The sequence below is a fragment of the Micromonospora sp. NPDC049257 genome, assembly GCF_040678915.1.
Classification (GTDB): domain Bacteria; phylum Actinomycetota; class Actinomycetes; order Mycobacteriales; family Micromonosporaceae; genus Micromonospora; species Micromonospora antibiotica.
In genome coordinates this window covers 55,649-77,918 of record NZ_JBFAQU010000012.1, presented here as the reverse complement: position 1 = coordinate 77,918, position 22,270 = coordinate 55,649, and the positions used below count along the sequence as shown (strand labels likewise).

Below are 22,270 nucleotides of genomic sequence, written 5' to 3'. Positions count from 1 at the left end.
GCACAGTGAGCGGGTTTCCCTTCTCGGCCGTGCTCGGGATGGACGACATGCGGTTGGCGTTGCTGCTCAACGCGGTCAGCCCGGCGATCGGCGGGGTGCTGGTGCGGGGCGAGAAGGGCACCGCCAAGTCGACCGCCGTGCGGGCCCTGGCCGCGCTGCTCCCGCCGGTGGACCGGGTCGCCGGGTGCCGGTTCGGCTGCGACCCGGCCGCCCCGGATCCGACCTGCCCGGACGGTCCGCACCCGGGCGTCGCCGGGCACGAGGACCCGGCCGCCGCGTCGGTCGAGCGCCGTCCGGCCCGGCTGGTGGAGTTGCCGGTCGGTGCCGCCGAGGACCGGGTGGTCGGCTCGTTGGACCTGGAGAAGGCCCTCGCCGAGGGGGTACGCGCCTTCGAGCCGGGCCTGCTCGCCGCCGCCCACCGGGGGGTGCTCTATGTCGACGAGGTGAACCTGCTCCACGACCACCTGGTCGACCTGCTGCTGGACGCCGCCGCGATGGGCCGCTGCCACGTCGAACGGGAGGGCGTCTCGGTCAGTCACGCCGCCCGCTTCCTGCTGGTGGGCACGATGAACCCGGAGGAGGGTGAGCTGCGTCCGCAGCTGCTCGACCGGTTCGGGCTGACCGTCGAGGTGGCGGCCAGCCGGGACCCGGTCGTCCGGGTGGAGGTGGTGCGCCGCCGGCTCGCCGCCGACGCGGACCCGGTCGGGTTCGCCGCCCGCTGGGCCGCCGCCGACGCCGAGGTGGCCGCCCGGGTGGCTGCCGCCCGGGGGCGGCTCGACGCGGTGCTGCTGCCTGACGCCGCGTTGCGGCAGATCGCCGAGGTCTGCGCCGCGTTCGACGTGGACGGGATGCGCGCCGACATCGTCACCGCCCGGACCGCCGTGGCACACGCCGCCTGGCAGGGGCGGGACCGGGTGACCGCCGACGACGTGCGGGTCGCCGCCCGGTTGGCCCTGCCGCACCGGCGTCGTCGTGACCCGTTCGACACCCCCGGCCTGGACGAGAAACGCCTCGACGAGGCGTTGCAGCGGGCCCGCGACGAGCACCCCGACGACGATCCGCCGGATACCGGCCCGGCCGGTCCGGGTGACCCCGGCGGCCCGGACGGCGGTGGGCCGGGCGGCCCTTCGACGGGTGGCCCCGGCGGCGGGTCCGGTCCACAGCCACCCGACGACGCCGGTGGGCCGCAGGATGCCACCGGTGGGCCGCAGGACGCTGGTGGTCCGCTGGGCCACGACGACCACCCGCGCGCCCGGACCGGTCCGGCCTCCCCACAGTCCGGGGACGACCGGTGGCCGGACCGCATCGACGACGGCGGACCGGACGGCGACGACGGGCCGGACACCGGACACCGCGCCGACGGCCGGTCGGGACGCCCCGACGACGGGTCCGCCGAGCACACCGGTGCCCGTCCGGGGCGACCAGGCCAGGGCGGCACCGCGAACCCGGGTGACCCGGCGGGCGCCGGCTCGGTGGCCGTACCGCAGCGGGGGTTGACGGCCCGGTTGTTCACCGCACCGGGGGTGGGTGACGGGGTGCCCGGCCGGCGGTCGCGGGCCCGGACCGGGCGCGGGCGGACCACCGGCGCGCGGGTGCCCGCCGGCCGGCCGGCCACGGTGCACCTGCCGGCGACCCTGCGTGCCGCCGCCCCGCACCAGGCCCGGCGGGGCCGGTGCGGCGGGCGGTTGCTGCTGCGCCCCGACGACCTGCGGGAGGCGGTCCGGGAGGGCCGCGAGGGCAACCTGGTGCTGTTCGTGGTCGACGCCAGCGGGTCGATGGGCGCGCGGCAGCGGATGTCGGCGGTCAAGGGTGCGGTGCTGGCCCTGCTCACCGACGCCTACCAGCGTCGGGACACGGTGGCGGTGGTCGCCTTCCGGGGTTCCGGGGCGCAGGTGCTGCTGCCGGCCACCTCGTCGGTGCTGGCCGCGTCGGCGCGGCTGGCCGAGCTGCCCACCGGGGGGCGTACCCCGTTGGCGGAGGGATTGCTCGCCGCCGTCGACCTGCTGCGGGTGCAGCGGCTGCGGGACCCGCGCCGGCGTCCGCTGGTGCTGGTCGTCACCGACGGCCGGGCCACCGCCGGGCACCGGCCGCTGGACCGGTCGGCGCGCGCGGCGGCGGTGCTCGCCGCCACCGGCGCACCCTGCGTCGTGGTGGACTGTGAGTCCGGCCCGGTCCGGTTGCACCTGGCCCGCCGGCTGGCCGACCAGCTCGGCGCGGCCCACCACCGCCTGGACACGGTCACCGCCGACCCGCTGGCCGGGCTCGCCACCGTCGGAGCGAATCGGAGCGTGCGCTGATGCCGCAGGGAAAGCCGGAACACGTCCCCGCCGACGGGTTGACCACCCGGCAGCGGCGGCACCGTCCGCTGACCATCGTGCACACCGGGCAGATGAAGGGGAAGTCCACCGCCGCGTTCGGCCTGGCACTGCGGGCCTGGACCGCCGGGCTGCCGATCGGGGTGTTCCAGTTCGTCAAGAGCGCCAAGTGGCGGGTGGGTGAGGAGAACGCCTTCCGGGCCCTCGGCCAGGTGCACGCCGACACCGGGCAGGGCGCCCCGGTGGCCTGGCACAAGATGGGCGAGGGCTGGTCGTGGATCCAGCGCGGCGGCGAGGCCGACCACGCCGCCGACGCCCTGGAGGGCTGGCGGCAGATCCAGCGTGACCTGGCCGCGCAGCGCTACGGCCTGTACGTCCTGGACGAGTTCACCTACCCGATGAAGTGGGGTTGGGTGGACGTCGACGAGGTGGTCGACACCCTCACCCACCGGCCCGGCTTCCAACACGTGGTGATCACCGGCCGGGACGCCGACCCGCGCCTGGTCGAGGCGGCCGACCTGGTCGCCGAGCTGACCAAGGTCAAGCACCCGATGGACGCCGGTCAGAAGGGCCAGAAGGGCATCGAGTGGTGACCGGACCGACCCGCCGCACCGACCAGCGCCGCCCGCCGGGCAACGCGCCGACCGGTCACCCGGGCGGCCCCGCGCCGGGCGGGCCACCGTCGGCCGGGCCCGCCGCGCCGGTCGGCCCGTGGGCGCTGCCCCGGCTGGTGGTCGCCGCCCCGGCCAGCGGGCACGGGAAGACCACCGTCGCCACCGGGCTGCTCGCCGCGCTGCGCCGCCGGGGCCTCACGGTCAGCCCGCACAAGGTCGGCCCCGACTACATCGACCCCGGCTACCACGCGCTCGCCGCCGGCCGCCCCGGTCGCAACCTCGACCCGTGGCTGGTCGGGGAGGAGCTGATCGCCCCGCTGCTGCGGCACGGCGCGAGCGTCCCCACCCCCGCCGACGTCGCCGTGGTCGAGGGGGTGATGGGGCTGCACGACGGCGCGGTCGGCCGGGCCGGGTACGCCTCCACCGCCCACGTCGCCACGTTGATCGACGCGCCGGTGCTGCTGGTCCTGGACACCACCGCGCAGGGCCGCTCGGCCGCCGCGCTGGTCCTCGGCATGCGCGCCTTCGACCCGGCCGTACGGATCGGCGGGGTGGTCCTCAACCGGGTCGGTTCGCCCCGGCACGAGACCCTGCTGCGCGACGCGCTCGCCGAGGTGGGCGTACCGGTGCTGGGGGCGGTCACCCGGGCCGTCGAGGTGGCCGCGCCGGCCCGACACCTGGGGCTGGTGCCGGTCGCCGAACGGGCACCGGAGTCGCTGGCCGTCGTCGACGCGCTCGCCGGGCTCGTCGCGTCCACCGTCGACCTCGACGCGGTGCTCGACCTGGCCCGCAGCGCCCCACCGTTGACCGTGGACGCCTGGGACCCGGGCACCGCCGTCGGTGGCCCGGCCGGCGTGGACCGTCCGGTCGTCGCGGTCGCCGCCGGTGCCGCCTTCACCTTCTCGTACGCCGAGACCGCCGAACTGCTCACCGCCGCCGGGGCGACCGTGGCCCCGTTCGACCCGCTGGCCGACCCGGCCCTGCCCGCCGGCACCCGGGCCGTGGTCATCGGCGGCGGCTTCCCCGAGGTGCACGTCGAGGCGCTGAGCGACAACACCGGGCTCCGTGCCGAGCTGGCCGGCTTCGCCGGGCCGGTGGTCGCCGAGTGCGCCGGGCTGCTCTACCTCGGCCGCTCCCTGGACGGGGTGCCGATGTGCGGGCGGCTCGACCACCACGCCCGGATGTCCGGCCGGCTCACCCTCGGCTACCGCGACGCGGTCGCCGCCACCGAATCCCCGGTCCACCCCGCCGGTGAGCGGGTACGCGGCCACGAGTTCCACCGCACCGTCACCGACCCCGGGCACGGCGACCGGCCCGCCTGGCGCTGGGACGACACCGCCCACGGGTTCGTCACCGGGCAGGTGCACGCCTCGTACCTGCACACCCACTGGGCGGGTCACCCCCGGGCCGCCCGCCGACTGGTCGAGGCGGCGGCCCGGTGACCGACGCCGGGGCGGACCACCCGCCCGTCGCCGCCACTGACCGGGCCGCGCCGACCGGGCCGGACCGCCCGTCCGTCGTCGAGGGGGGCACGGGCCGGGCCGCGCCGACCGGGCCGGTCACGCTGACCGGGGTGGGGGTCGGGCCGGGGGACCCGGAACTGCTCACCCTCAAGGCGGTCCGGGTGCTGGCCGAGGCCGACCTGGTGGTCGTACCGGTGCTGGACCGGCTGGCGGCGGACCCGGCGACGCCCCCCGGCCGGGCCGAGACGACGGTCCGCGCGCACGTGCCGGCGCACCGGCTGCGCCGGCTGCCGTTCGCCCTCGACGACCGGGGCGGGGTGACCGCCCGTCGGGAGGCCGCCTGGGACGCCGCGGCCCGTGCCGTGGTCGACGCGTTCGCCGCCGGGGCCCGGTCGGTCGCCTTCGCCACCATCGGCGACCCCAACGTCTACTCCACCTTCACCTACCTGGCCGACGGGGTCCGCGCGCTGCGGCCGGCGGTCGAGGTGCGGACCGTGCCCGGCGTCACCGCCATGCAGGAGTTGGCCGCGCGCAGTGGCGTCCCGCTGTGCCAGGGGCGGGAGCCGCTGACCCTGCTGCCGGCCACCGCTGGCCCGGCGCTGGTCGCCGACGCCCTCGCCGGGCCCGGCACCGTCGTGGTCTACAAGGGCTGGCGGCGGCACCGGGAACTCGTCGACGAGCTGCGCCGGCACGACCGGCTCGCCGATGCGGTGCTCGGCTGCGGCCTCGGCCTGCCCGACGAACGGATCGGGCCGGTCGGCCCGGACGACGAGCTGCCCTACCTGTCGACGCTGCTGGTCCCGGCCCGCCGGGACGGGCGGGGAGGAAAACTGTGACGTCCACCGGAAAGGTGTGGTTCGTGGGGGCCGGGCCCGGCGCCGCCGACCTGCTCACCCTGCGCGCCGCCCGGGTGATCGCCGACGCCGACGTGGTGATCTGGGCGGCCAGCCTGGTGCACGCCGACGTGCTGGCCCACGCCCGCCCCGACGCCGAGATCGTCGACTCGTCGCAGCTGCCCATCGAGGGGGTGCTGCCGCTGTACCGGCGGGCCGCCGCCGACGGGCTCACCGTGGCCCGGATCCACTCGGGCGACCCGGCGCTGTGGGGTGCCGTGCAGGAGCAGCTCGACCTGTGCCGGGCCCTCGACCTGGCCGTGGAGATCGTCCCCGGGGTCTCCTCGTTCACCGCCGTCGCCGCGATCGTCGGCCGGGAGTTGACCATCCCCGAGGTGGCCCAGTCGGTGATCCTCACCCGGCTGGAGGGCGGCAAGACGCCGATGCCGGCGGGGGAGCGGGTCCGCGACTTCGCCCGGCACGGCACCACCATGGCGCTGTTCCTGTCCGCCGCCCGCGCCGGGCAGGCCCAGACCGAACTGCTCGCCGGCGGCTACCCGGCCGACACCCCGGTCGTGGTGGCCTACCAGGCGACCTGGCCGGACGAACTGGTGGTGCGGTGCGCCCTCGGCGACCTGGCGGCCACCGTCAAGGAACACCGGTTGTGGAAGCACACCCTGTTCCTGGTCGGGCCGGCACTCGCCGCCACCGGCACCCGGTCGCACCTCTACCACCCCGGGCACTTCCACACCTTCCGCCGGGCCGAGCCGGCCGCCCGCGCCGAGCTGCGCCGCTCCCGGGCCACCGCAGCGGAGGACGCGACACCGTGACCTACCCCGAGCCGCCGCTGCGCGAGCCGGACCTACCGCGTACCGCGAAGGTCCGGCCGGTGGCGTTGCGGACCGGCTGGACCACCGGCGCGTGCGCGACGGCGGCGGCGAAGGCGGCGGTGACCGCCCTGGTCACCGGCGTACCGCCGGGGGAGGTGGAGATCGGGCTGCCCGCCGGCCGGCGGGTGACCTTCGCGGTGGCCCGCTGCGACCTGACCGCCCGGCCCGAACCGACAGCGGAGGCGGTGGTGGTCAAGGACGCCGGGGACGACCCGGACGTCACCCACGGCGCGCACCTCACCGCCACCGTCGGCTGGCGACCCCGACCCGGCCTGGAACTCGCCGGTGGGGACGGCGTCGGCACCGTCACCCGCCCCGGGCTCGGCCTCGCCGTCGGCGGTCCGGCCATCAACGACACCCCCCGCCGGATGATCGGCCAGGCCGTCGCCGAGGTGGTCGACCTGACCGAGATGGGCGTACGGGTGGTGATCAGCGTGCCGGGCGGTGAGGTGATGGCCCGCAAGACCACCAACCGGCGGCTCGGCATCGTCGGCGGCATCTCGATCCTCGGCACCACCGGCGTCGTCCGGCCGTTCTCCACCGCCTCCTGGCGGGCCAGCGTGGTGCAGGCGGTGCACGTGATGGCCGCCCAGGGGCAGCGGACCGTGGTGCTGTGCACCGGTGGGCGCACCGAACGGGCCGCCCGCGCGCTGCTGCCGGAGCTGCCGGAGGTGTGTTTCGTCGAGGTCGGCGACTTCACCGGCGCGGCCGTCACCGCCGCCGTCGGTGACGCGATGACCGGGGTGGTCTTCGTCGGGATGGCCGGCAAGCTGGCCAAACTCGCCGCCGGGATCCTGATGACCCACTACACCCGGTCGAAGGTGGACCTGTCCCTGCTCGGCGCGGTCACCGCCGAGGCCGGCGGCGACGCCGACCTGGTGGCGGCGGTGGTGGCGGCCAACACCGGCCGGCACGCCTACGAGCTGTGGGAGGCCGCCGGGCTGCTGCGTCCCGCCGGTGACCTGCTCTGCGACCGGGTCCGTCAGGTGCTGCGCCGCTTCGCCGGGCCGGCGCTCACCGTCGACGTGGCGATGGTCGACTTCACCGGCGACCGCCTGGTCGCCTCGTCCGGCCGGTGGCCGGCGTGACGCGCCAGGAGCCGGTGCCTGGCGGGACCGGGCCGGAGTCGCTCGTCGGGGTGCCGGAGCCGGTCGTGGTGGTGGGGATGGACGCGGCCGGCCGGCCGTTGCCCCCGTCGGCGGTGGCCGCCCTGGCCGGGGCCGGGTTGGTCGTCGGGGCGGCCCGGCACCTGGCGGCCGTGCCGGTGCCGCCCGGCGTCGACACCGTCACCCTCGGCCCGCTCGCCCCGGCGCTGGACCGGCTCGCCGCCGCGCACGCCGCCGGGCAGCCGGCCGTCGTGCTGGCCAGCGGCGACCCCGGGTTCTTCGGCGTGGTACGCCGGCTGCGCGCCGCCGGACTGCCGGTCCGGGTGCTCCCGGCGGTGTCCAGTGTGGCCGCCGCCTTCGCCCGCGCCGGGCTCGACTGGGACGGTGCCGTGGTGGTCACCGCCCACGGCCGGGAGTTGGGTCCCGCGCTCAACGCCTGCCGGGCATTGCCCGCCGTCGCCGTGCTCACCGCGCCGGACGCCGGGGCCGCCGAGATCGGGGCCGGTCTGGTCGGCTGGTCCCGCCGCCTGGTGGTCGCCGAGTACCTCGGTACCCCCGCCGAGCGGGTCACCTGGACCACCCCGCAGGAGGCCGCCACCCGGGCCTGGGCCGACCCGCACGTCCTGCTCAGCCTGGCCGCGACCGACGGTGACCCCGGGGCGCGGCCCGCCCGGCGTCCCGGCACCGCCGAGCGGGGCGAGGTCGCCGGCCGGTCGGGTGACACCGGCCCGGCCGGCGATGACGCTCCGGCCGGCGATGACGCTCCGGTCCGGGTCGGGCGGGTGCGGGCGGACAACCAGCTGGCTGCCGCACCCGCCGAGGGCTGGGCGCTGCCCGAGTCCGCGTACCGGCACCGGGACTCGATGATCACGAAGGCCGAGGTGCGGGCCCTGGCCGTCGCCCGGTTGCGGCCCCGGCTCGGTCGACTGGTCTGGGACGTCGGCGCGGGCAGCGGATCGGTGGGCATCGAGTGCGCGTTGCTCGGTGCGGCGGTGATCGCCGTGGAACGGGACCCGACGGCACCGGTCGCCGGCAACGCCGCCCGGCACGGCGTCGACGTCCGGGTGGTGACCGGTGACGCGCCGGCCGTCCTCGCCGGGTTGCCCGATCCGGATGCCGTCTTCGTCGGCGGCGGGGGGACCGACGTGCTGAGCGCCGTCGCCGACCGCCGCCCCGACCGGGTGGTGGTCACCCTCGCCGCCCTGGACCGAATCGCCCCGGCCGTGCACCTGCTGCGCCGCGCCGGCTACACGGTGACGGGCAGCCAGCTCACCGCCGCCCGCCTCGCCGACCTGCCCGGCGGATCCATCCGACTCGCGGCCACCAACCCGGTGGTCGTCCTCACCGGGGAGCGTCAGTGACCGGCATCGCAGCACACCGGCAGCAGGACACGCCCGGCACCGGCCCGCACCGGATCGGACTCGTCGCGGCCACCGCCGCCGGTCGCCGGCACGCCCGCACCCTGGCCGCCGCCTGGCCGCACGCCCGGCTCGTCGAGGCCGACGGGGTCGCCGACGCGCTGCGGACGGCCTGGACGGAGTACGACGCGGTGGTGGCGTTCCTGGCCACCGGCGCGGTGGTGCGGGTGCTGGCGCCACTGCTCGGGGACAAGCGCACCGACCCGGCGGTGGTGGTGGTCGACGAGGCCGCCCGGCACGCCGTCGCCCTGCTCGGCGGCCACGCGGGGGGCGCGAACGCGCTCGCCGTCGAGGTGGCTGCGGTGCTCGACGCCCGGCCGGTGGTCACCACCGCCACCGACGCGGTCGACCTGCCCGGCCTGGACACCCTCGGCTGGCCGGTCGAGGGGGCGGTCGCTGCGGTGTCCCGGGCGATCCTCGACGGCGAACCGGTCCGGCTGGTCACCGACGCGGTATGGCCACTACCCGCCCTGCCGCCGAACGTCCACCGTGAACCGCCCACCGGGGAACACCGGGCCGTCGGGCCCGATCTGGAGGGCGGGTACCGGGTGCTGGTCACCGACCGGGTCGTGCCGGTCGACGACCGTACCGTCGTGCTGCGGCCGCCGTCCCTGGTCGCCGGGGTGGGATCGAGCCGGGGGGTGCCCGCCGCCGAGGTCGAGGCGCTGCTGCGCCGGGCGCTCGCCGACGCCGGCTTGAGCCCGGCCAGCCTGAGCTGCCTGGCCAGCGTGGACGTGAAGGCCGACGAGGAGGGCATCCGGGCCACCGCCGACGCGCTGGGCGTACCGCTGCGGACCTGGCCGGCGGCGGAGCTGGCGACGGTCGACGTGCCGCACCCCAGCGAGGTGGTCCGGGCCGCCGTCGGCACGCCCAGCGTCGCCGAGGCGGCGGCGTTGCGCGGCGGTGGCACCCTGCTGGTGCCCAAGACCGCCTCGGCGATGGCCACCGTCGCGGTCGCCCGGCACGCCCCGCGCGGCCGGTTGGCGATCGTCGGCCTGGGCCCCGGCGCGGCCGACCTGCGTACCCCGCGCGCCGTCGCCGAGCTGCGCCGGGCCGCCGTGGTCGTCGGCCTAGACCAGTACGTCGACCAGGTCCGTGACCTGCTGCGGCCGGGCACCCGGGTGCTGGCCAGCGGGCTCGGCGCGGAGGAGGAACGGGCCCGCAGCGCCGTCGTCGAGGCCACCGCCGGGCAGGCCGTGGCGCTGGTCGGTTCCGGCGACGCCGGGGTGTACGCCATGGCCAGCCCCGCCCTGGAGTACGCCGACGAGCGGATCGACGTGGTCGGGGTGCCCGGGGTGACCGCCGCGCTGGCCGCCGCCGCCCTGCTCGGTGCGCCGATCGGCCACGACCACGTCTACCTGAGCCTGTCCGACCTGCACACCCCGTGGGCGGTGATCGAACGACGGGTCGCCGCAGCCGCCGAGGCGGACCTGGTGGCGCTGCTCTACAACCCGCGTAGCCGGGCCCGGGACTGGCAGCTCGGCGCGGTGCTGGCGACGTTCGCCGCGCACCGCCCGCCACAGACCCCGGTCGGGGTGGTACGCAACGCCAGCCGACCCGACGAGCGGGTGCACCTGGCCACCCTCGCCACCTTCGACCCGAGCGTGGTCGACATGTACGGCCTGGTGGTGGTGGGTAGTTCGCAGACCCGGCTGGTCGGTGGCCGGATGGTCACCCCCCGGGGTTACCGGTGGCGCGGATGACCCCCGAGGTGCCCCCGCCCGACCTGGTCGCCGTCGTCCCGCCCGCGGTGGATCCGCCGTTCACCGCAGCGGACGGCCCGGCCACGGCACCGGTGTCCATCGACGCCTGCCAGGGCTGCGGGGCCTGCCTGCTCACCTGCCCCACCCACGCGATCCGTCCGGTGCCCGGCGGCCTGACCGTCCGGGCCGACCGTTGCACCGGCTGCCTGGAGTGCGTGGAGGTCTGCCCGGTGGACGCCATCCGGACCGTCACCGACCGACGAGGAGCACCATGACCAGTACCCACCCGGCCCGCTGCCGGCCCGCCCCGGGAGGTGGCCGGTGAGCCGGGTCGTCCACCCCATCGAGCAGGAGTCGTACCGGATCCTGCGCGAGCGGGTCGACCTGGGCGGCCTGCCGCCGCTGACCCGGGCGGTCGTCGAGCGGGTGGTGCACGCCAGCGCCGACCTCGACTACGTCACCGACCTGGTCTGCGACGAGGTGGCGCTGGCCGATGGGCTGGCCGCACTGCGGGCCGGGGCGCCGATCGTCACCGACGTGGCGATGGTGGCCGCCGGGATCACCGGGGCCGGGCGGGAGATCGTCTGCCCGGTCGCCGACCCGGCCGCCGCCGCGCTGGCCCGGGAGACCGGCCTGACCCGGTCGGCGGCGGCCGTGCGGATCGCCCTGGACCGGGTCGGACCGGGGGCGGTCTGGGTGGTCGGCTGCGCGCCGACGGCCCTGGTCGAACTGATCGGCGTGGCCGCCGACCCGGCGCTGGTGGTCGGGTTGCCGGTCGGCTTCGTGGGGGCCGCCGAGTCCAAGGCGGCGTTGCGGGCCAGTGGCCTGCCCGCCGTGTCCAACATCGGCGAGAAGGGTGGCTCGGCGGTCGCCGCCGCCGCCCTCAACGCCCTGCTCTACCTGGAGGAAACATGACCGCTCTGGTCATCGTCGGACACGGCACGCGCAGCGCGGCCGGGGTCGACCAGTTCGCCGCGCTCGTCGACCGGGTCCGGGACCGGGCGGGGGCCGTCGTCGGCGACGTCGAGGGCGGCTTCATCGAGCTGTCCCGGCCGCCGCTGACCGACGCGGTGACCGCGCTGGTCGCGAAGGGTCACCGGGCGCTGGTCGCGTTGCCGCTGGTGCTCACCGCCGCCGGCCACGGCAAGGGCGACATCCCGGCCGCGATGGCCCGCGAGCAGGAACGCCACGCCGGCCTGACCTACCGGTACGGGCGACCGCTCGGCCCGCACCCGCTGCTGCACACCGTGCTGGAGCAGCGGATCGACGCGGCACTGGCCGGGGCCGACCGGGCCGGCACCTGGGTGGCGTTGATCGGGCGGGGCGCCACCGACCCGGACGCCAACGCCGAGGTGGCGAAGGTGGCCCGGCTGCTGTGGGAGGGGCGCGGCTACGCCGGGGTCGAACCGGGGTTCATCTCGCTGGCCGAGCCGTCCGTGCCGGCGGTGCTCGACCGGTTACGCCGCCTCGGTGCCCGCCGGATCGTGGTCGCGCCGTACTTCCTGTTCGCCGGGGTGCTGCCGGACCGGATCGTGGCGCAGTCGCAGGCGTACGCCGCCGACCATCCCGAGCTCGACATCCGGGTCGCGGACCTGATCGGTGACTGCGACGCCTTGGCCGACCTGGTGCTGGAGCGGTACGCCGAGGCGCTGCGCGGGGACATCCGGATGAACTGCGACACCTGTGCCTACCGGGTGCTGATGCCGGGGTTCGCCGACAAGGTGGGCCGCCCGCAGACCCCCCACGACCACCCTGACGACCCGGTCGACGGCCACGGCCACCATCATCACCACCATGGGCACGCCCACGGCCACCACACCCACGACGACGCCCACACCCACGACGACGCCCACACCCACGACGACGCCCACACCCACGACCACGGTCAGCGGCAGGCCGCGCCGGACGCGACCCCGGTCCGCTGAGGGTGCCCGCGGTCAGCCGGCGAGCGCTCGGGCCAGGGCGAAACCGAGGGTCGCCGCACCCAACCCGGCGACCACGCTGACCAGGGCGTTGGCCACCGCGTGCCACCGGTCGCCGGCTCGGGCCAGCCGGACGGTCTCGTAGCCGAACGTCGACCAGGTGGTCAGTGCGCCGCAGAAGCCGGTGCCGACCAGCGCGGTCACGGCGGGCCCGGCGGGCATCCCGACCACCGCGCCGAGCAGCAGCGAACCGGCGACGTTGACGGTCAGCGTCCCCCACGGGAAGCGGGAGTCGTGCCGGGCCTGCACGGCCCGGTCGGTGAGGTAGCGCAGCGGCGCACCCAGCGCCGCGCCGAGCGCGATCAGCAACACGGTCACCGGGGAACCTCCCCGTCCACCCGACCCGCTCCCGGCGGTCCGGCCCGGCCCGGCCCCCGCGCCAGCAGGCGGGTGGCCAGGGCGTCACCGGCGGCGACCGCCAGCAGCCCGCCGACCAGGGTGGCGGCCAGGTAGGCCAACGCCGTCGGGGCGGCCCCGGCGTCCAGCGCCCGGTGCACGTCGACCACGTAGGCGGAGAAGGTGGTGAAACCGCCGAGCACGCCGACCCCCAGGAACGGCCGGACCAGCGGGCCGACCCGACGCCGGCCGAGCACCGCCATCAGCGCGCCGATCAGCAGGCAACCGGTGATGTTCACGGCGAAGGTGGACCAGGGGAATCCGGTCGGGGTGTGCGGCAGGGCGGCCTGCACCCCGGCGCGGGCCAGCGCCCCGAGGACCCCGCCGACGGCGATCGCACCCAGCACGGTCGCCGGCCGCGCGGTCAGCTCGCTCCGGTCGGCCGGCACGCGCAGGTCGACGTCGGGATCGACGCGACGCGGTACCCCCTGCGTCATCAGGACCTCCCCACCAGCACCCGGACCACTGGCAGGGACCGTTGGCGTCTCCGACGCGGTTCTCCCGGTCCGACCGGGACGGCGGGCCCCACCGCCGACACGTCCGTGAGCATAGCCCGACCGGCCGGCCCCCACCGCGAAAGCAGGCGGAGGCCGGGGGCCACCCCCCGCCGCCACGTCTGCGTGGCGACCGACCCGTCCGCGTACGGTCGGCAGCGGCAGCCGGTAGCCCGTGCCGGCCGCCGCTGCCGTGACCCCAGGAGGAACCCGTGCCGGACCACAGTCCACCCCCCAGCGCACCCGCCCCGACCGGGGGGACCGACGGCGACAGCACTGGCCGGGTGTCGCGTGGCGATGGTGCCGAGGGGGTGCCGCGCGGCGACAGCACCGGTCGGGTGCCCGGGCGGGTACCGCGTGGCGATGGTGCCGGGCGGACGGCCGCCCACGACATGTTCGACGCCGACGTGGCCTCCCGGGGGCTCGGCATCGAGCTGGTCTCGGCCGGGGACGGCGTGGCGGTGGCCCGGATGCGGGTGACCGCCGGGATGCTCAACGGGCACCGGATCGGCCACGGCGGTTTCGTCTTCCTGCTCGCCGACACCGCCTTCGCGCTGGCCTGCAACACCCACGGCCCGGCCACCGTCGCGGCCGGCGGCGAGATCAGTTTCCTGCGCCCGGTCCGCGAGGGCGACCTGCTGACCGCGTACGCCACCGAACGCGTCAGGTACGGCCGCAGCGGCATCTACGACGTCACCGTGACCCGGGGCGACGAGGTGGTGGCCGAGTTCCGGGGGCGCAGCCGCACCCTCGCCCGACCCGCCGACGACTGACCGGCAGCCCAGGGTTTGACAGGTCCACAGTGGGTAACAGGGTGGTCCGTGGTGCACCCTCCACGGGTGACGGCCCGGCCTCTCGGCGCGGTGCGACCGGTTCGTGGCCGAGGGTGCCGCAGTCCTCTCCGGACGGTCACGGCACCGCGCTGATTCCTCCAAAATCACCCTACTTTGCCGGGATTTATTGACATCGCTCTACCTGGCGGAGAAGACTCGCTCTCTGATCTGCCAGGCGACGAAGGGTGACCGAGTCCATGACCAGATCGAGGATCATCGCGGCGGCGCTCGCCGTCGCCCTGACCGGGCTGGCCGGGTGCAGCGCCGGAGAGAGCGTCGACGTCGACGGCGGGTCCACCGCCACCGGGTCGGCCGGTGGCACGCTCACCGCCGCGATCGGCGGCGAACCGGACCAGCTCGACCCGCACCGGACGTCGGCCTACTACAGCTTCCAGGTCCTGGAGAACGTCTACGACACCCTCGTCGAGCCGGACGCCGACCTCAAGATGGGGCCCGCGCTGGCCGCGAAGTGGACGACCAGCAGCGACCAGCTCACCTGGACGTTCACCCTCCGCGAGGGCGTGCGGTTCTCCGACGGGTCGCCGCTGACCGCGCAGGACGTCGTCTACTCGTACCAGCGGATCATCAACGAGAAGCTGAACGCGGCGTACAAGTTCGCCACCGTCAAGACCGTGACCGCGCCCGACCCGGCCACCGTGGTGATCACGCTGACCGCGCCCACCCCCAACCTGCTGGCCAACCTCGGCGGCTTCAAGGGCGTCGCGATCGTCCAGCGGTCCAACGTGGAGTCCGGTGCGATCAAGACCCGGCCGGTGGGCAGCGGCCCGTTCACGGTGGCCTCCTACACCTCCGGCGACACCATCAAACTGACCCGTAACGACGCCTACTGGGGGCCGAAACCGAAGCTCGACGGGGTCACCTTCACCTTCGTCAAGGACCCGACGGTGGCCATGCAGAACCTGCGCGGCGGTGAGGTGCAGTGGACCGACAACCTGCCACCGCAGCAGGTGCCGGCCCTCAAGGAGGACGACGCGGTGACCGTCGCCACCACCCCCTCGACCGACTACTGGTACCTCGCCCTCAACGAGGCACGCAAACCGTACGACGACGTGAACGTGCGCCGGGCCGTCGCGTTCGCCCTGGACCGGGAGGCGATCACCAAGGCCGCCAAGTTCGGGCAGGCCACCGTCAACCAGACCGCCATCCCCAAGGGCAGCTCCTGGTACTACGACTACGCTCCGTACCGGCACGATCCGGACCAGGCCCGGCAACTGCTCGGCCAGGCCGGCGTCACTGGCCGCACCATGGACCTGATGGTCACCAGCGAGTACCCGGAGACGGTCACCGCCGCCCAGGTGATCGCCGCCCAGTTGAAGGACGTCGGGATCACCGTGAAGATCCGTACCCTGGACTTCGCCCAGTGGCTCGACGAGCAGGGCAAGGGCAACTTCGACGCGTTCCTGCTCGGCTGGCTGGGCAACATCGACCCGGACGAGTTCTACTACGCCCAGCACCGCACCGGCGGCACGTTCAACTTCCACGGGTACAGCAACCCCGCCGTCGACACCCTGCTCGACCAGGCCCGCACCCAGACCGACGAGGGCGTACGCAGACAGACGTACGAGCGGGCGGCGAAGCAGATCGTCGACGACGCCAGCTACATCTACCTCTACAACCCGGACGTGGTGCAGGGCTGGTCGGCGAAGGTCACCGGCTACCAGGTCCGCACCGACCGGGCGATCCGGTTCCGCGACGTCGCCCTGAACCGCTGAGGGGGCGAGGTGGGACGCTTCGTCCTGCGGCGGCTGCTCCAGTCGGTCGTCGTCCTGCTCGGGGTGACCCTGGTGGTCTTCCTGCTGCTGCAACTGGTCCCCGGCGACCCGGTCCGGGTCGCCCTGGGCACCCGCTTCGACCAGCAGACCTACGACGCGTTGCGGGAACGCTCCGGGTTGGACCGTCCGCTGGTGGTGCAGTACCTCAGCTACGTCGGCCACGCGCTCACCGGTGACCTCGGGGTCAGCTTCCGCAGCGGCCAGCCGGTCACCACGATCGTGCTGGAGCGACTCCCCGCCACCCTGTCCCTGGCGGTGACCGCCGTGCTCCTGGCCCTGCTGGTCGCCTTCCCGCTCGGCGTGCTCTCCGCGGTGCGCAGCGGCTCGTTCGTCGACCACGCCGCCCGGGTGTTCAGCCAGTTCGGGGTGTCCGTCCCCGACTTCTGGACGGGCATCATGGGCATCCTGCTCTTCGCCGGGGTCCTCGGCTGGCTGCCCCCGTCGGGCTACGTCGCGCTCACCGACGACCCGGCCGGCTGGGCGTCGCACGTGGCCCTGCCGGCCGCCGCCGTCGGCCTGGTCACCGCCTCCATCCTCACCCGGTTCATCCGTTCCTCGGTGCTGGAGGTGCTCGCCGAGGACTACGTGCGTACCGCCGAGGCCAAGGGGCTGCGCCGCCGGGTGGTGGTCGTCCGGCACGTGCTGCGCAACGCGCTGATCCCGGTGGTCACGGTGGTGGGGGTGCAGCTGGCCAGCCTGGTCGGCGGGGTGATCGTGATCGAGGTGCTGTTCGCCTGGCCCGGCATCGGTCGGCTCACCTACGACGCCGTGCAGGCCCGGGACTATCCGGTGCTGCAGGGTGCGGTGCTCTTCGTGGCCACCCTGTTCCTGCTGACGAACCTGCTGGTGGACGTCCTCTACGCCCGCCTCGACCCGAGGATCAGGCTGCGATGAGCGCCGACCACCCGGCGGCGACGGCCACCGAGCCGGGCACCCTGCGGCGCACGGTGACCGCGCTGCGGCACGACCCGCCGGCCGTCGCCGGCACGGTCGTCCTGCTGGTCCTGCTGGTCGTCGGACTGGCCGGGCAGTGGCTCGCGCCGGCCGGGACCAACGACGTGGACGTCGACCAGATGCTGCGCCCACCCAGCGGCGCACACCCGTTCGGCACCGACGAACTGGGCCGCGACGTGCTCAGCCGGGTGCTGGTGGCGGCCCGGGTGTCGTTGCAGGTGGGCCTGGTCAGCGTCGGCATCGCCCTGGCCGTCGGGGTGAGCGTCGGCCTGCTCGCCGGCTGGTACGGCGGCTGGGCGGACAACATCGCGATGCGGGGCATGGACGTGCTCTTCGCGTTTCCGGTCCTGCTGCTCGCGGTGGCGATCGTCGCGGTGCTCGGCCCCGGGCTGGTCACCGCGATGGTCGCCGTCGGGGTGGTCTACACCCCGATCTTCGCCCGGGTGACCCGGGCCAGCGTGCTCGCCGTACGGGAGCAGGTGTTCGTCCGGGCCGCCGTCTCCATCGGCACCTCCGACCTGCGCATCCTGCGCCGGCACGTGCTGCCCAACATCGCCGCCCCGCTGATCGTGCAGACCTCGCTGTCGCTGGCCTTCGCGATCCTGTCCGAGGCGGCGCTGTCCTTCCTCGGGCTCGGCGTCCAGCCACCCGCGCCGGCCTGGGGCCGGATGCTCTACGACGGGCGCGGGTTCGTCACCGACGCCTGGTGGTTGGGATTCTTCCCCGGCGCGGCGATCTTCCTGACCGTTCTCGCCTTCAACCTGGTCGGTGACGCGCTGCGGGACGTGCTCGACCCGCGTCAGCTCACCGTCAGCGAGGCCCGCAGGAGCAGCCGATGAACGCGCCCGTCGTACCGTCGCCCCGGGCTGCCGGGGACGCGCCGGTGCTGGCCATCGACGACCTGACGGTCACCCTCGGCACCCGCAACGGTCCCGCCCGCGCGGTCGCCGGCGTCGACTGGTCGGTGGCCCCCGGCCGGACCCTCGCCCTGGTCGGCGAGTCCGGCAGCGGCAAGAGCATGACCGTGCTCGCCGCCACCGGCCTGGCCCCGCGCTCCGCCACCGTCACCGGCCGGGTCCGGCTGCTCGGCCGGGAGTTGACCACCATGTCCGAGCCGGAGCGCCGCCGGTGGCGTGGCCGGCACGTCGGTTTCGTCTTCCAGGACCCGATGACCACCCTCAACCCGGTGTTGACCGTCGGCCGCCAGGTCACCGAGGCGTGCGAGGAGCACCTCGGGATGAGTCGGCGGCAGGCCCGGGCCCGCGCCGTCGAGCTGCTCGACCTGGTCGGCATCCCGGCCCCCGGCCGCAGGGTGGACGCGCACCCGCACCAGTTCTCCGGGGGGATGCGGCAGCGGGTCGTCATCGCGATGGCCCTGGCCTGCGAACCGGAGCTGCTCATCGCCGACGAGCCGACCACCGCGTTGGACGTCACCACCCAGGCGCAGATCGTCGAGCTGGTCGCCGACCTGCGACGCCGGCTCGGCACCGCCGTCGTCTGGATCACCCACGACCTCGGGGTGGTGGCCGGGATCGCCGACACCGTCGCGGTGATGTACGGGGGCCGGATCGTCGAGCAGGGACCGGTCGACGCGGTGTTCGCCGCACCGGGGCACCCGTACACCCGGGCCCTGCTGGCCGCCCGGCCACGGCCCGGCGCGGCGGGGGAGGAGCTGGCCGCGATCCCCGGCGCGCCGCCCAGTCCGCTCGCCCTGCCGGACGGTTGCGCGTTCTGGCCCCGCTGCCCGGTCCGGGGTGACGCGCGTTGCGCACACGAACTGCCCCCGCTGACGCCGATCACCCCCGGGCACCGGGTCCGCACCTTCTATCCCCTCCCCGGCGGCCCGCCCACCGGCGGCGGCCCGCCCACGGGGGACGCCCGTCGCGTCTCCGGTGACCGCGAGCAGCTCCACCGGGAGGACCGATGAGCACCGCAACCGTCGCCGAGATCGACGATCTGACGGTCTGGTTTCCCAGCCCCGGTGGCCCACCGGTGCGCGCGGTGGACGGGGTGTCGCTGACCGTACGGGCCGGCGAGACCCTCGGCCTGGTGGGGGAGTCGGGCAGCGGCAAGTCGACCACGGGCTTGGCGCTGCTGCGGCTGGTCGACCCGACGACCGGGCGGATCAGGGTCGGTGGGCAGGACGTCACCGGGTGGTCGCGGCGCCGCCTGCGCGGGCTGCGCCGCCGGGTGGCGATGGTGTTCCAGGACCCGCAGGCGTCGCTGGACCCGCGCCTGACCGTCGGTGCGAGCATCGCCGAACCGCTGGTCGTGCACCGGTTGGCCGGCTCCGCCCACGCCCGCCGACGTCGGGTCACGGAACTGCTCGACCTGGTGGGGCTGCGACCGGAGACGGCCGGTCGGCACCCGCACGAACTCTCCGGTGGCCAGCGTCAGCGGGTCGGGATCGCCCGCGCGCTGGCCGGTGAACCCGACCTCATCGTCCTCGACGAACCGATCGCGTCGCTCGACCTGAGCGTGCAGGCACAGATCATGAACCTGCTACGCCGGCTGCAACGGGACCTCGGGTTGACCTACCTGTTCATCGCGCACGACCTGGCCGCGGTGGAACACCTCAGTGACCGGATCGCGGTGATGTACCTGGGGCGGATCGTGGAGACGGGCACCCCCGCGCAGCTCTGGCGGGAGCCGGCGCACCCGTACACGGCGGCGTTGCTGTCGGCGGTCCCGGTGGCCGATCCCCGGGTGGAGCGCGACCGGCGGCGGATCATCCTCAGTGGTGAACTGCCCAGCCCGACCGACCCGCCGAGCGGCTGCCGGTTCCGGACCCGCTGCCCGCAGGCGCGTGCCGCCTGCGCCGGGACCGACCCGCCCATGGTCGAGGTGGCCCCCGGCCACCGTGTCGCCTGCCTCTACGCCGGGGAGGCGGTCCGGGCCATGGGTGCCGATCCGCCCCCGGTCACCGGGGCGCCCCGCTGACGAGGGGTGGGTGCTCGGACCGGACGGATCCGGCACGGCCGACGGTCAGGCGCGGACGCCCGCCGACGGTCAGGCGGCCCGCGCCGGTAACGGTACGGCGGTGCGGGGCACCCCTTCCCCCCGTCGCCGCCCGCCGGTCGTCGGCCGGCGGCCGGTCGGTACGCCGGTCCCGCGCGAGGGCAGCGGCACGACGACGCCACCCGGGCCCGGCAACCCGGGGTCGACGGGTCGGGCGGCGGACCCGCCGGGCACCCCCGCCCACCGGTCGTCCCGCGTCGAGCCGGCGCGCGGTCGCCCGATGGCGGTGCCCGGCATCAGACCGGCCGGCGGCAGACCCGTCGGGCCGGCTGCGATCAGCATGAACCCTGGTTCCGGGCAGCCCACGACCCCCGGTCGGGGCCCGCCGCCCCCGGGAAGGACGACCCCCGGTCGCGGCCCGCCGCCGTCGGAAAGGACGGCCACCGGCCCCGGACCGGCGGTGGCGGGGCCCGCGACTGCCGGTCGGGGCCCGCCGGTCCTGCTCCCGGTGGCGGATGCGGCGGTGCCGGCGGGGAGCGGAGCGCGGTGGGGGGCGGCCGCCTGCCATCGGGCTTCCCGACCGTGCGGCGAGCTGACCGTGGCCGGGACCGGCCCGGGGTGGCCGACCGGCCGGTCGGCCCCGACCGACCAGCCGGTACCGGTGCGGTGCCGGGTCCCGGCCGGCCGGTCGACCCCGGCCCGTCGGATGCTCTGCGCGCGCCGGGCCGTCCCGGTCCGCCGGACGGCCCCGGCGGACCGGGTGGCCTCGGTCCGCCGGGCGAACTCGGCGCGCAGCATCCGGGGCAGCCGGTCGTACGCACAGCGGCGCAGGGCGGGGTCGACGATGACGTGCCCGCCGTGGGAACCGGACCGGACCAGCCCGGCGTCGGTGAGTCGACGCAACGCCTGCGCCGCCCGGCCCGCCGCCCAGCCGAGCAGCACGTCGACCGCCGATGCGGCGAACTCCCCGTCGAGGGTCGCCGCGGCCATCAGGACCGCCCGGTGCGGGCCGTCACACCGGTCCAACCGGGCGGCGGCGCGACGTCGCAGCGGTTCGGGCAGGGGCGGCTCGGTCGGGCGCACCGACGGGTCACCGGTCGGGAGCGCCGACGCGTGGACGTAGGCGGTTGCGTAACCGGGACGGCCGGCGACCAGCGGCACCATCCGGGCGGCCGACGTGACCGGCTGACCGGCGTGGGCGAGCAGCAGGCGCAGCAACCGGCCGCTGTGGAGGGTGCCCAGCGGCGCCAACTCCACCCGGTGGTGTCCGCCCGCCGGCGCGGGGACGTGGTCCGCCCGGTCGGGTCGGTGGGTGGCCAGCACCGCCAGCGGCAGTCCCCGGGCGGTCGCGGCGGCGAACAGCGAGTGCAGGAAGTGGCCCAGTTCGGGGGCCGCCCGGTCCAGGTCGTCCACGCCGACCACCACCGGCCGGCGGGCAGCCAGGGCGAGCAGCACCCGGCGCACCGCCGCCGCCCCGGCGACCGCCGACCGGTCCGGCGCGTCCAGCAGCGCGGTGAGCGCCGCCACCGTCGCCGGGACCTGACCCGCCGGGACCAGTCCGTCGACCAGGGCGGCCAGCCGTGCCGCGACGGTCCCCGCCGCGTCGTCGGCCGGCCGCCCCAGCAGGTCCCGCAGCAGCTCCGCGACCGGCCCGAACACCTGCTCCGGGTACGGCGGGCAGTGCCCCACCGCCCAGCGCACCGGCGTGCCGTCGACCGCCGGCAGCCGGTGGCGCAGCTCGGCCAGCAGCCGGCTGCGGCCGATGCCGTCCGGGCCGACCAGGGCCACCCACCGTGGACGGTGTTCCCGGGCGACCCGGGTGAGCTGTTCGACGGCGGTCGCGAGTTCACGGCGTCGGCCGACCAGCGGACCGTGGTGGCGGGGCGGGCGCGGGTTCGCCGTGCGGGTGACCTGCCAGACGTCGACCGGCCGGGCCTTGCCGGTGAGCGCTGCGGGGGCGAGGGCGTGCTGCTCGACCAGGCCGGCGGTGGCCCGGTGGGTCGCCGCGCAGACGACCACGCCGCCCGGCGGGGCGTACTCCTGGATGCGGGCGGCGGTGGTGAGGACCGCGCCGGAGGCCATGCCGTGGCCACCGTCGCGGGCGGCGGCCAGGTCGACCACCGCCTCGCCGGTGGCGACACCCACCCGGACCCGCAGCGTCACCCCACCGGGCAGCTCCCGGCGCTCCAGCGCGGCCTGGATCTCCAGGGCGGCCCGCACCGCCCGGTAACCGTCGAGACCATCGGAGGTACGCGCCCCGAACAACGCCATCACCGCGTCGCCGACGTACTTCTCCACCGTGCCCTGCCAGCGGCGCAGCACCCCGGCGACGGTGTCGAAGTAGGCGGACTGCACCGCCCGGACGTCCTCCGGGTCGAGCCGTTCGGTCAGCGCGGTCGAGCCGACGATGTCGGCGAAGAGCACGGTCAGCGTTCGGCGTTCCTGCGGGACCGGCCAGGGCGTCGTGGTGACGTCTTCCCGACCGGTACCGACCGTGGACAGTGGCATCCCACCCACC

The 22,270-nt window shown here is 76.0% G+C and carries 17 protein-coding genes and 3 pseudogenes; 17 read left to right on the top strand and 3 right to left on the bottom strand.

All coding sequences use genetic code 11. The features are described 5' to 3' along the window. Positions 1 to 38: 38 nt before the first annotated feature. The 11 genes and pseudogenes from AB0K25_RS18980 to AB0K25_RS18930 all read left to right on the top strand — a co-directional run. Positions 39 to 2,297, top strand: coding sequence for a VWA domain-containing protein (locus tag AB0K25_RS18980; RefSeq protein ID WP_363821537.1), 2,259 nt, complete (start codon positions 39 to 41; stop codon positions 2,295 to 2,297). Continuing rightward, the gene (cobO, locus tag AB0K25_RS18975; RefSeq protein ID WP_219462465.1) at positions 2,297 to 2,908 is read left to right on the top strand and encodes a cob(I)yrinic acid a,c-diamide adenosyltransferase; all 612 of its coding nucleotides are present in this window, start codon (positions 2,297 to 2,299) and stop codon (positions 2,906 to 2,908) included. Before AB0K25_RS18980 ends, cobO begins: the two co-directional genes overlap by 1 nt. Positions 2,909 to 3,033: 125 nt before the next feature. Then, positions 3,034 to 4,371, top strand: a complete 1,338-nt coding sequence (locus AB0K25_RS18970; protein ID WP_357536826.1) for a cobyrinate a,c-diamide synthase — start codon at positions 3,034 to 3,036, stop codon at positions 4,369 to 4,371. A 122-nt stretch (positions 4,372 to 4,493) separates the two neighbouring features. Continuing rightward, entirely contained in the window at positions 4,494 to 5,228 is a 735-nt protein-coding gene (gene cobI, locus AB0K25_RS18965) for a precorrin-2 C(20)-methyltransferase (RefSeq protein WP_357536825.1), read from the top strand. Next, complete coding sequence (gene cobM, locus AB0K25_RS18960) at positions 5,225 to 6,055, top strand: precorrin-4 C(11)-methyltransferase (RefSeq protein ID WP_208566531.1); 831 nt, start codon at positions 5,225 to 5,227, stop codon at positions 6,053 to 6,055. The genes cobI and cobM overlap by 4 nt, the downstream gene beginning before the upstream one ends. Continuing rightward, positions 6,052 to 7,203 (top strand): cobalt-precorrin-5B (C(1))-methyltransferase, encoded by a 1,152-nt coding sequence (locus AB0K25_RS18955; RefSeq protein ID WP_219462461.1) that lies wholly within the window; start codon positions 6,052 to 6,054, stop codon positions 7,201 to 7,203. Before cobM ends, AB0K25_RS18955 begins: the two co-directional genes overlap by 4 nt. A gap of 62 nt (positions 7,204 to 7,265) precedes the next feature. After that, positions 7,266 to 7,862, top strand: a pseudogene (gene cbiE, locus AB0K25_RS18950) (precorrin-6y C5,15-methyltransferase (decarboxylating) subunit CbiE); the annotation flags it as partial. Between the two features lie 725 nt (positions 7,863 to 8,587). Continuing rightward, positions 8,588 to 10,342, top strand: a complete 1,755-nt coding sequence (gene cobJ / locus AB0K25_RS18945) for a precorrin-3B C(17)-methyltransferase (protein ID WP_219470029.1) — start codon at positions 8,588 to 8,590, stop codon at positions 10,340 to 10,342. Then, a complete protein-coding gene (locus tag AB0K25_RS18940) occupies positions 10,339 to 10,617 on the top strand; it encodes a 4Fe-4S binding protein (protein ID WP_357536768.1) in 279 nt (92 codons plus the stop codon). Before cobJ ends, AB0K25_RS18940 begins: the two co-directional genes overlap by 4 nt. Positions 10,618 to 10,663: 46 nt before the next feature. Beyond that, positions 10,664 to 11,257, top strand: coding sequence for a precorrin-8X methylmutase (locus AB0K25_RS18935; protein ID WP_219462457.1), 594 nt, complete (start codon positions 10,664 to 10,666; stop codon positions 11,255 to 11,257). After that, a pseudogene (locus AB0K25_RS18930) lies at positions 11,254 to 12,138 on the top strand (sirohydrochlorin chelatase); the annotation flags it as partial. The gene AB0K25_RS18935 and the pseudogene AB0K25_RS18930, both read left to right, overlap by 4 nt. Before the next feature lie 141 nt (positions 12,139 to 12,279). Here the strand turns inward: AB0K25_RS18930 and crcB are convergent. Beyond that, positions 12,280 to 12,642: a fluoride efflux transporter CrcB gene (crcB, locus tag AB0K25_RS18925; RefSeq protein WP_219462456.1), complete on the bottom strand. Its 363-nt coding sequence runs from the start codon at positions 12,640 to 12,642 to the stop codon at positions 12,280 to 12,282. Then, positions 12,639 to 13,157: a CrcB family protein gene (locus AB0K25_RS18920; protein WP_363821407.1), complete on the bottom strand. Its 519-nt coding sequence runs from the start codon at positions 13,155 to 13,157 to the stop codon at positions 12,639 to 12,641. The genes crcB and AB0K25_RS18920 overlap by 4 nt, the downstream gene beginning before the upstream one ends. A gap of 449 nt (positions 13,158 to 13,606) precedes the next feature. Here AB0K25_RS18920 and paaI point away from each other — a divergent pair, with 449 nt between their 5' ends. From paaI to AB0K25_RS18890, 6 genes and pseudogenes are all read left to right on the top strand, one after another. After that, positions 13,607 to 13,987 (top strand): hydroxyphenylacetyl-CoA thioesterase PaaI, encoded by a 381-nt coding sequence (paaI, locus tag AB0K25_RS18915; protein WP_255598210.1) that lies wholly within the window; start codon positions 13,607 to 13,609, stop codon positions 13,985 to 13,987. 257 nt (positions 13,988 to 14,244) lie between these two features. Then, a complete protein-coding gene (locus AB0K25_RS18910) occupies positions 14,245 to 15,780 on the top strand; it encodes an ABC transporter substrate-binding protein (RefSeq protein WP_363821404.1) in 1,536 nt (511 codons plus the stop codon). Positions 15,781 to 15,789: 9 nt separating this feature from the next. Beyond that, positions 15,790 to 16,734, top strand: coding sequence for an ABC transporter permease (locus AB0K25_RS18905; RefSeq protein WP_219462450.1), 945 nt, complete (start codon positions 15,790 to 15,792; stop codon positions 16,732 to 16,734). Then, positions 16,731 to 17,633 carry an ABC transporter permease gene (locus tag AB0K25_RS18900; protein ID WP_219462447.1) on the top strand — a complete coding sequence of 301 codons (903 nt, stop codon included), beginning with the start codon at positions 16,731 to 16,733 and terminating at the stop codon, positions 17,631 to 17,633. Before AB0K25_RS18905 ends, AB0K25_RS18900 begins: the two co-directional genes overlap by 4 nt. Then, positions 17,630 to 18,625 (top strand): annotated as a pseudogene (locus AB0K25_RS18895) (ABC transporter ATP-binding protein); the annotation flags it as partial. The gene AB0K25_RS18900 and the pseudogene AB0K25_RS18895, both read left to right, overlap by 4 nt. Positions 18,626 to 18,717: 92 nt before the next feature. Beyond that, positions 18,718 to 19,734 (top strand): ABC transporter ATP-binding protein, encoded by a 1,017-nt coding sequence (locus tag AB0K25_RS18890; RefSeq protein ID WP_219462443.1) that lies wholly within the window; start codon positions 18,718 to 18,720, stop codon positions 19,732 to 19,734. A 69-nt stretch (positions 19,735 to 19,803) separates the two neighbouring features. Here AB0K25_RS18890 and AB0K25_RS18885 read toward each other — a convergent pair whose 3' ends face one another. Continuing rightward, positions 19,804 to 22,260 carry an adenylate/guanylate cyclase domain-containing protein gene (locus AB0K25_RS18885; RefSeq protein WP_363821400.1) on the bottom strand — a complete coding sequence of 819 codons (2,457 nt, stop codon included), beginning with the start codon at positions 22,258 to 22,260 and terminating at the stop codon, positions 19,804 to 19,806. Between the last annotated feature and the right edge of the window lie 10 nt (positions 22,261 to 22,270).

Coding starts and splice junctions, on each gene's coding strand:
- AB0K25_RS18890 (WP_219462443.1), top strand. CDS start 18,718: ATGAGCACCGCAACCGTCGCCGAGATCGACGATCTGACGGTCTGGTTT.
- AB0K25_RS18885 (WP_363821400.1), bottom strand. CDS start 22,260: ATGCCACTGTCCACGGTCGGTACCGGTCGGGAAGACGTCACCACGACG.
- paaI (WP_255598210.1), top strand. CDS start 13,607: ATGTTCGACGCCGACGTGGCCTCCCGGGGGCTCGGCATCGAGCTGGTC.
- AB0K25_RS18980 (WP_363821537.1), top strand. CDS start 39: ATGGACGACATGCGGTTGGCGTTGCTGCTCAACGCGGTCAGCCCGGCG.
- cobO (WP_219462465.1), top strand. CDS start 2,297: ATGCCGCAGGGAAAGCCGGAACACGTCCCCGCCGACGGGTTGACCACC.
- AB0K25_RS18910 (WP_363821404.1), top strand. CDS start 14,245: ATGACCAGATCGAGGATCATCGCGGCGGCGCTCGCCGTCGCCCTGACC.
- AB0K25_RS18900 (WP_219462447.1), top strand. CDS start 16,731: ATGAGCGCCGACCACCCGGCGGCGACGGCCACCGAGCCGGGCACCCTG.
- AB0K25_RS18940 (WP_357536768.1), top strand. CDS start 10,339: ATGACCCCCGAGGTGCCCCCGCCCGACCTGGTCGCCGTCGTCCCGCCC.
- AB0K25_RS18920 (WP_363821407.1), bottom strand. CDS start 13,157: ATGACGCAGGGGGTACCGCGTCGCGTCGATCCCGACGTCGACCTGCGC.